Consider the following 6,961-nt stretch of genomic DNA (forward strand, 5'->3'; position numbering starts at 1 on the left):
GCGGGCAAGCCTCGCTCCCACAGGGTATCGGGTCGGGCACAAAATCTTTTATCAACAAAAAAACTGTGGGAGCGGGCTTGCCCGCGAAGAGGCCGGCACAGCCACCTCACCGCCCCAGACAAATGAACTCTCCAATACCCACACCAGTCAGCTAATAAAGCCCCCACACACAGCGCTGCCGCCCATGCAAATTCCCCTCAAACGCAAGCAGCCCTGATTTGACGGCGGCATGAGCCTCTATCCGGAGTTACGCGAAAATGGCTGAGCATCCCGAACGACAATGCCCCATCGACGCCCACGGCATCATTGGCGACATGCGCAGCGCGGCGCTGATCAACGACAAGGGCAGCGTGGACTTTTTCTGCTGGCCGGAGTTCGACAGCCCTACCATTTTCTGCTCGCTGCTGGACACGCCAGAGGCCGGTATTTTCCAACTGGCGCCAGACCTGCCGGACGCCCGTCGCGAGCAGATTTATCTGCCCGATACCAACGTCCTGCAAACCCGCTGGCTGAGCGAACGCGCCGTGGTCGAAATCACCGACCTGTTGCCCATCGGCGACAGCGACGATGATTTACCGGTGTTGATGCGTCGGGTGCGCGTGGTCAGCGGCCAGGCGACCTTTCATCTGCGCTGCAGTGTCCGTCATGACTACGCACGCGCCAATACCCGCGCGCGCATGGACGGCCAGGACGCACTGTTCGAGGCTGACGATCAACCCACCCTGCGCCTGCGTTCGGACAAACCCATGCGTATAGACGGCAACTACGTCGTCGCCGAATTCTCACTGCAACAGAACCAGACTGCCCAGTGCCTGCTCGGCGCCACCGATGACCCAAGGTTCAAGGAAGGCGGCGCGGACATGTGCCTGGAACGCACCCTGAAATACTGGCGCGACTGGTCGGCTCAGTCCAACTATCGCGGTCGCTGGCGGGAAATGGTCAACCGCTCGGCCCTGGCCTTGAAGCTGCTGACTTCACGCAAACACGGCGCGATTCTCGCCGCCGCCACCTTCGGCCTGCCGGAAACCCCCGGCGGCGAACGCAACTGGGATTACCGCTATACCTGGATCCGCGACGCCTCCTTCACCGTCTACGCCTTCATGCGCCTGGGCTATGTGGACGAAGCCAACGCCTACACCCGCTGGCTGCGTGGGCGGGTCAGCGACTGCCATGGCAACTCGACGAAACTCAATATCCTGTACGGCATCGACGGCCGCCAGGAACTGCCGGAAATCGAGCTCACGCACCTGTCGGGCCACGGCGGCGCGAAACCGGTGCGCATCGGCAACCAGGCCTACGACCAGGTGCAACTGGACATTTTCGGCGAGCTGATGGACGCGGTGTATCTGGTCAACAAATACGGCGATGCCATTTCCCACGAAGGCTGGAGACACGCCGTGGAAGTGGTCGATCAGGTGTGTGAACAGTGGCAGAACAAGAACGTCGGCATTTGGGAAATGCGCGGTGAGTCGCATCACTTCCTGCACTCGCGCCTGATGTGCTGGGTGGCGCTGGACCGGGCGATCCGCCTGGCTTCCAAGCGCTCGTTGCCCGCCCCCTTCGCCCGATGGGACCAGACCCGCCAAGCCATCTACGCCGACATCTGGGAAAACTTCTGGAACGAGGAACGCGGGCATTTCGTCCAGCACATCGGCGGCACCGCCCTTGACGGTTCAATGCTGCTGATGCCCCTGGTGCGCTTCGTCAGCGCCAAGGACCCGCGCTGGCTGACGACGCTGGAAGCCATCGAGAAATACCTGATACGCGACGGTATGGTCTACCGCTACCACAACGACCCGGGCGTGATCGACGGCCTGCCCGGCACCGAAGGCGCATTCGCCGCCTGCTCATTCTGGTACGTCGAATGCCTGGCCCGCGCCGGCCAAGTGGAAAAGGCCCATCTGGAGTTCGAACAACTGCTCAGATACGCCAACCCGCTCGGCCTCTATGCCGAAGAATTCGACAGCCACGCACGGCACATGGGCAATACACCGCAGGCGCTGACGCACTTGGCGTTGATCAGCGCGGCGTGTTTTTTGGATCGGAGGTTGAGTGGGGAGAAGAGTTTTTGGCAGCCGTGAGGGTGCATTAAACGACGCTAACCGAAAACCGCTCCCGATAAGCCTGCGGCGTCACACCCATCGCCCGCAGAAAACTGCGGCGCAACGTCTCTTCGCTGCCAAAGCCGCATTGCACAGCGACCCGTTTGATCGCCAGACCGGTGTCACTGAGCAGGCGCCGTGCAGTCTCGACCCGGATCAGTTCAATGGCTCGTGCCGGCGTTTGGCCGGTGTCGGCGCGGTAATGGCGCACGAAGCTGCGCTCGCTCATGCCGGCTTGAAGCGCCAAGGTGGGAATGCCCAGGTCTTTGGTCAAATTCTCGCTGATCCAGGCGTGGAGATCATCGAATCGGCTGCCTTCCTTTTGCAAGGACAGGGTGACGCTGAATTGCGATTGGCCACCGGGCCGTTTCAGGAACACCACCAGTTGCCGGGCGACTTCCAGGGCCATGGCTCGGCCGAGGTCTTCCTCCACCATCGCCAGTGCCAGATCAATCCCGGCGGTGACGCCCGCCGAGGTCCAGACTGGGCCGTCGTTGATGAAAATCGGATTGGGCTCGACCTGCAATTGCGGATGCTGCTGCGCCAACTGTTCGCAACGGGTCCAGTGGGTGACGACACGCCGACCATCGAGCCAGCCACTGGCCGCCAGCAAAAATGCTCCCGTGCACACCGATGAAACCCTTCGACATGCTGCCCCGTGCTCGCGAACCCAAGACACCAGCGGTGCGTCCTGCGCCGCCGCGTAGACGCCCCAGCCACCGGCGATGATCAAGGTGTCGCTGCCCTGTTCGGGCAAAGGTTCGGCCAGCAGCGCCAAACCTGCCGATGACATCACCGCCCCACCACCGCTGGCGATCACCGTCGGCGCATAAGGCGCAGGCAAACCCTGCTGGCGGGCGATGTCGTTGGCTGAGGCGAATACCTGCAAGGGCCCGGTGACGTCGAGCAATTGCACATTGGCGAACGCAAGCACGTGAATGGCTTTCGGCATTTTGGCGTAATTCGTGGGTTTATTGGCGTATGCGCCAAATCCTAGGCGCCTACAGTGAAGCCGTCCACCCATTTCAGGAGATAAACACCATGACTTTGCAGATCGGCTTTCTGTTGTTTCCACAGGTTCAGCAACTCGACCTGACCGGCCCTTACGACGTACTGGCCTCGTTGCCGGATGTGAAGGTGCATCTGATCTGGAAGGATCTGGTGCCCGTCACCGCCAGTACCGGCCTGGTGCTCAAACCGACCACCACCTTCGATGACTGCCCGAAGCTGGATGTGATCTGCGTGCCGGGTGGCAGCGGCGTGGGGCCGCTGATGGAAGATGATGAAACGCTGACGTTCCTCAAGGCCCAGGCTGCCAATGCGCGCTACATCACCTCGGTCTGCACCGGTGCACTGGTGCTCGGCGCGGCGGGCTTGCTCAAAGGTAAACGCGCAACCACCCATTGGGCTTATCACGAGTTGTTGGAGAAGCTGGGAGCGGTTCCAGTGAGGGAGCGGGTCGTGCGCGACGGCAATGTGCTGACCGGTGGCGGCATCACCGCGGGCATCGATTTCGCCCTGATCCTGGCCGCCGAGCTGTTCGATCAGGACACCGCCGAGCTTGTGCAATTGCAGCTGGAATACGCCCCGGCCCCGCCTTTCCAGGCTGGCAGCCCGCAAAGCGCGCCAGCGGGTGTGCTGGAGGAGGCCCGCAAACGCGCTGCGGATTCATTGAAACTGCGTGCGCAAATCACTGAGCGTGCTGCAGCGAAACTCGATCGTCAGTGACGCAGATGGCTGCGGGACTCACCCTCGCGCAGCCAGCACTTTTCATACGTGCATAAAAAAACCCGCCGAAGCGGGTTCTTCCAAGACCATTGCAACTCCCTGTCGCGAGCAATCCATGCAAATGGCCGATCATCCGTGATCCTTAGCACTCCCTGTGCTTCAGTGGATGGGGTCAGAATACGCATAGGATCCAATCTGTAAAAGACGACATAGTTGTTACAGCGTGTAAGACATTCGCTATAGCGATACTTCTGTAAACCCTTAGACGCCTAGGGATTCTGGCCTGGAAGCTCTGAGTTCGGCTCAGGATTGGACGCGGAGCGTCCCGGGCTACATTCCCACGCAGAGCGTGGGAACGATCAACTCTTAGACGTCTAGGGTAGCCACCTTTGGATCATTCATTTTCGAGCTGGCGGGCCTTGGCACTTTCGGCAAGAAAGTGTTCGAGCCTACCCAGTTGCTCCTCCCAGCCACGACTGTCCATGTAGTACGCCTCTTTCTGGCGTATGTCGGGAATGTGTGCGAAACCCGACTCGGACACTTTGAGTAGCGTGCCGTCTTCGAAGTCTTCCATTTCGAATTTGACCAGCGTGGTGGGTTCCTGGGAGTAGTCGATCTTTGGATTCACCGCGTAAGGGTGCCAGCGAAACGAAAACAACTGCTGCGGCTCGACCCGCTCCACTAGCACGTTCCACAACACGTGTTCGTAACCGGGGTACGTGACCTGGCCCTGGGTCCACTCGCCGGCGATAAAACGCCTGCCTTCGAGCGCCACGCCGAACCATTGACCGAACGCTTCGGCATCGACCAGGGCACGCCAGACATGGGAGCGCGGCGATTTAAGCGTTATTTTGCGCTCAAAACTATTGGGTACTGGTTTCATACGTCACCTCCTGTACTGAACAACAGTAGGCCCGTAGGACCACATGTCCAGGCGAAACGTTGTACTTCGATCAACTTGGCCTGAATTATTCGGCTGCATTTGTGCTGATAAGTTCTGGCACAGGCTGGTTTTTCTCCTCTTCGCTAAACTGCCCCTCAATTGACCTGACACAGCGAGTTCTCTTTATGCACACACGCTTTCTCCTGGCACTGACGCCTTTGTTGTTCACCTCCCTGGCCCATGCTGCAGTGAACTGTGACAACGCCGCCGACCAGGCCACGATGAACCAATGCGCCGCGCAGCAGCATGCGGCGGCCGATAAGGAACTGAATACGCTTTACCAGCAAATCACCACGCGCTTGAAAGAAAGCCCGGACAGTAAAAAACTGTTGGTCGGTGCGCAGCGTTCGTGGATTGCGTTTCGCGATGCCGAGTGCAAGTTCTCGGCGTCCGGGGTGGAAGGCGGGAGTGTGTATCCGTTGATCTACAGCAACTGCGTGACGGAGTTGACCAAGGCGCGGGTGGAGACGTTCAAGACTTACCTGAAGTGTCAGGAGGGGGATTTGGGGTGTCCGGTGCCGGGGGTTTGGTTCTCGGGTGACTGTCAGGGCCTTATCGCTAGCAGGCTAGCTCCCACAGTGGATTTTTGGTGAACACAAATGTTGTGCCCGACCAGAAACCCATGTGGGAGCTAGCCTGCTAGCGATTGGCGTCAGTTCAGACGCCGCAATTTACCGGACAAAAACCTGCGCCGTGGTAATCGCCATATCCCCGCCCGGCAACTTGATGCTGCCCGTCTGTTTCAAGCTGTCGGCATCGAAGATCGCCACGTCGTTGAAGGTCCCGGCCAGGTAGATCTTGCTGCCGTCCTTGTTGAAGGAAATGCAGTAGTAGGAGTGATCGAGGGTCGCCGCCTGCAACAGCTTTTTCTCCTTGATGTCGTACTTGGCCAAGCGGTTGAGCACGCCGAACATCAGGTTCGGGTCTTTCGGTGAGCGCATGCCGCTGAAGTAGATTTCCGTCAGTGGGCCGAAGTCGGTGGTTTCGGTCTTGCCGGTCTTCAGGTCGACGCTGAACAGGCCGTACAGGTATTCGGCGGTGGCCGGGTCCTGCTTCTTGTCCTTGAACTTCGCCGCGGTGTAGAGCAGCGAGAGGTCATGGCGATAGGTCTGCTGGTTCCACACGTAGAGCACGTCCGGCGCGCTGTAGTTCGGGCGTTTCCAGTGGCGGCTAGGGATCAGCACGTCGAACTTGCCGGTCTGCACATTGACCTTGTAGACGTCCGCCCCGGCCACGTACAGCGTGCCGTCGTCACCACTCTGCATGATGGTCAGCTGTCGCGGCGCCGGGAAACTGCGCACGGCTTTGGCGTCCATGCCGGCGTTGGTGGCGTACACATCGAGCCTGGGCTGCTGCACTTCATAGTGATCGTTGAGCATCAGCGTCGGGTTGGCGATGGTGTACAGCTCTTTGCCGTCGTGGCTGAGGGTGAAAGCAAACATGGATTTGGCTTTTTCACCTGGCTTTTGGGTGATGTTGGCGTGGAACACCTGTTTGCAGCTGTCCAGCTCGACACCGTAGACATCGGCGTAATGGTTGTTCAGCACATAGGCGGTCTTGCGATCCGGCGACAGCTGCACGGTGCCGGGACCAAAGGCGTCAGGCATCTTGCAGGTCTTGTACAACGTGTCGGTGGCCAGGTCGATGACGTGCAGGTTGTTCGGGTAATTGGTGGTCAACATGTATTCGTGACCGTCTTGCAACGCCGTGTTTTCATCGGCAAGAACATTGAGCGAAGCAGCGCTCAGGACGGCGAACGCGGCCAGGCCGCAGGCTTTGATGCTGTGCATGCTGGAATCCTTCTTCTGTGATCACTTGTCTTTTGGAAAGACAGTGCCGAGGTTGCGCCAGTTGTCGTTGGAGGCTTGCGCATCCTTGTTCCAGTCCGGGTAGGTGCTCATCATGTCGGGCACCTGGGCCGGCCACCAGCAAGGGTCGGAGCAGCCGTACAAGTCAGCTTCCATCGGCTGGCACAGCGACGACACACCGCCGAACGCATCGATCTCCCAGCCCGGGTCGGTGGTCGAGGCGCAGCCCGCCACGGAACTCATCGCCACCACCTCTTCGATGCGGTTCTCGTCCGCGGCCTGATCCAGCTTCAACGCTTTGTTATTGATTGCCTTGAGATGTTTCATATCAGTGAGCCTTGCGCGGAGTGATGTAGCTGCTGATGAACGCAGGGTTATTG

At 59.6% G+C, this 6,961-nt stretch carries 7 protein-coding genes and 1 pseudogene; 4 read left to right on the forward strand and 4 right to left on the reverse strand.

The features are described from left to right. Both ACRESJ_RS21045 and ACRESJ_RS21050 read left to right on the forward strand, forming a co-directional pair. On the forward strand, positions 1 to 217 hold a 217-nt coding region (locus ACRESJ_RS21045), incomplete at its 5' end, for a hypothetical protein (RefSeq protein ID WP_431759624.1). Positions 218 to 257: 40 nt separating this feature from the next. Continuing rightward, positions 258 to 2,081 carry a glycoside hydrolase family 15 protein gene (locus ACRESJ_RS21050; RefSeq protein ID WP_431759625.1) on the forward strand — a complete coding sequence of 608 codons (1,824 nt, stop codon included), beginning with the start codon at positions 258 to 260 and terminating at the stop codon, positions 2,079 to 2,081. A 7-nt stretch (positions 2,082 to 2,088) separates the two neighbouring features. Here the strand turns inward: ACRESJ_RS21050 and ACRESJ_RS21055 are convergent, their stop codons facing one another. After that, positions 2,089 to 3,054, reverse strand: coding sequence for a GlxA family transcriptional regulator (locus tag ACRESJ_RS21055; protein ID WP_431759626.1), 966 nt, complete (start codon positions 3,052 to 3,054; stop codon positions 2,089 to 2,091). Positions 3,055 to 3,143: 89 nt separating this feature from the next. Here ACRESJ_RS21055 and inhA point away from each other — a divergent pair, with 89 nt between their 5' ends. Beyond that, positions 3,144 to 3,830, forward strand: a complete 687-nt coding sequence (gene inhA / locus ACRESJ_RS21060; protein ID WP_431759627.1) for an isonitrile hydratase — start codon at positions 3,144 to 3,146, stop codon at positions 3,828 to 3,830. A 394-nt stretch (positions 3,831 to 4,224) separates the two neighbouring features. Here the strand turns inward: inhA and ACRESJ_RS21065 are convergent, their stop codons facing one another. After that, a complete protein-coding gene (locus ACRESJ_RS21065) occupies positions 4,225 to 4,713 on the reverse strand; it encodes an SRPBCC family protein (RefSeq protein WP_431759628.1) in 489 nt (162 codons plus the stop codon). 185 nt (positions 4,714 to 4,898) lie between these two features. On the opposite strand from ACRESJ_RS21065, the pseudogene ACRESJ_RS21070 reads away from it, so the two are divergent. Next, positions 4,899 to 5,300 (forward strand): annotated as a pseudogene (locus ACRESJ_RS21070) (lysozyme inhibitor LprI family protein); the annotation flags it as partial. A gap of 144 nt (positions 5,301 to 5,444) precedes the next feature. Here ACRESJ_RS21070 and peaD read toward each other — a convergent pair. Together peaD and qhpC are read right to left on the reverse strand one after the other, a co-directional pair. After that, on the reverse strand, positions 5,445 to 6,563 hold the full coding sequence (gene peaD / locus ACRESJ_RS21075) for a quinohemoprotein amine dehydrogenase subunit beta (protein ID WP_431759629.1): 1,119 nt from the start codon (positions 6,561 to 6,563) through the stop codon (positions 5,445 to 5,447). 21 nt (positions 6,564 to 6,584) lie between these two features. Next, positions 6,585 to 6,908 (reverse strand): quinohemoprotein amine dehydrogenase subunit gamma, encoded by a 324-nt coding sequence (qhpC, locus tag ACRESJ_RS21080; RefSeq protein WP_008016081.1) that lies wholly within the window; start codon positions 6,906 to 6,908, stop codon positions 6,585 to 6,587. Positions 6,909 to 6,961: the final 53 nt, after the last annotated feature.

The sequence above is a fragment of the Pseudomonas sp. genome, from assembly GCF_050739655.1.
In the GTDB taxonomy this organism is placed as follows: Bacteria; Pseudomonadota; Gammaproteobacteria; order Pseudomonadales; family Pseudomonadaceae; genus Aquipseudomonas.

Coding starts and splice junctions, on each gene's coding strand:
- ACRESJ_RS21050 (WP_431759625.1), top strand. CDS start 258: ATGGCTGAGCATCCCGAACGACAATGCCCCATCGACGCCCACGGCATC.
- ACRESJ_RS21055 (WP_431759626.1), bottom strand. CDS start 3,054: ATGCCGAAAGCCATTCACGTGCTTGCGTTCGCCAATGTGCAATTGCTC.
- inhA (WP_431759627.1), top strand. CDS start 3,144: ATGACTTTGCAGATCGGCTTTCTGTTGTTTCCACAGGTTCAGCAACTC.
- ACRESJ_RS21065 (WP_431759628.1), bottom strand. CDS start 4,713: ATGAAACCAGTACCCAATAGTTTTGAGCGCAAAATAACGCTTAAATCG.
- peaD (WP_431759629.1), bottom strand. CDS start 6,563: ATGCACAGCATCAAAGCCTGCGGCCTGGCCGCGTTCGCCGTCCTGAGC.
- qhpC (WP_008016081.1), bottom strand. CDS start 6,908: ATGAAACATCTCAAGGCAATCAATAACAAAGCGTTGAAGCTGGATCAG.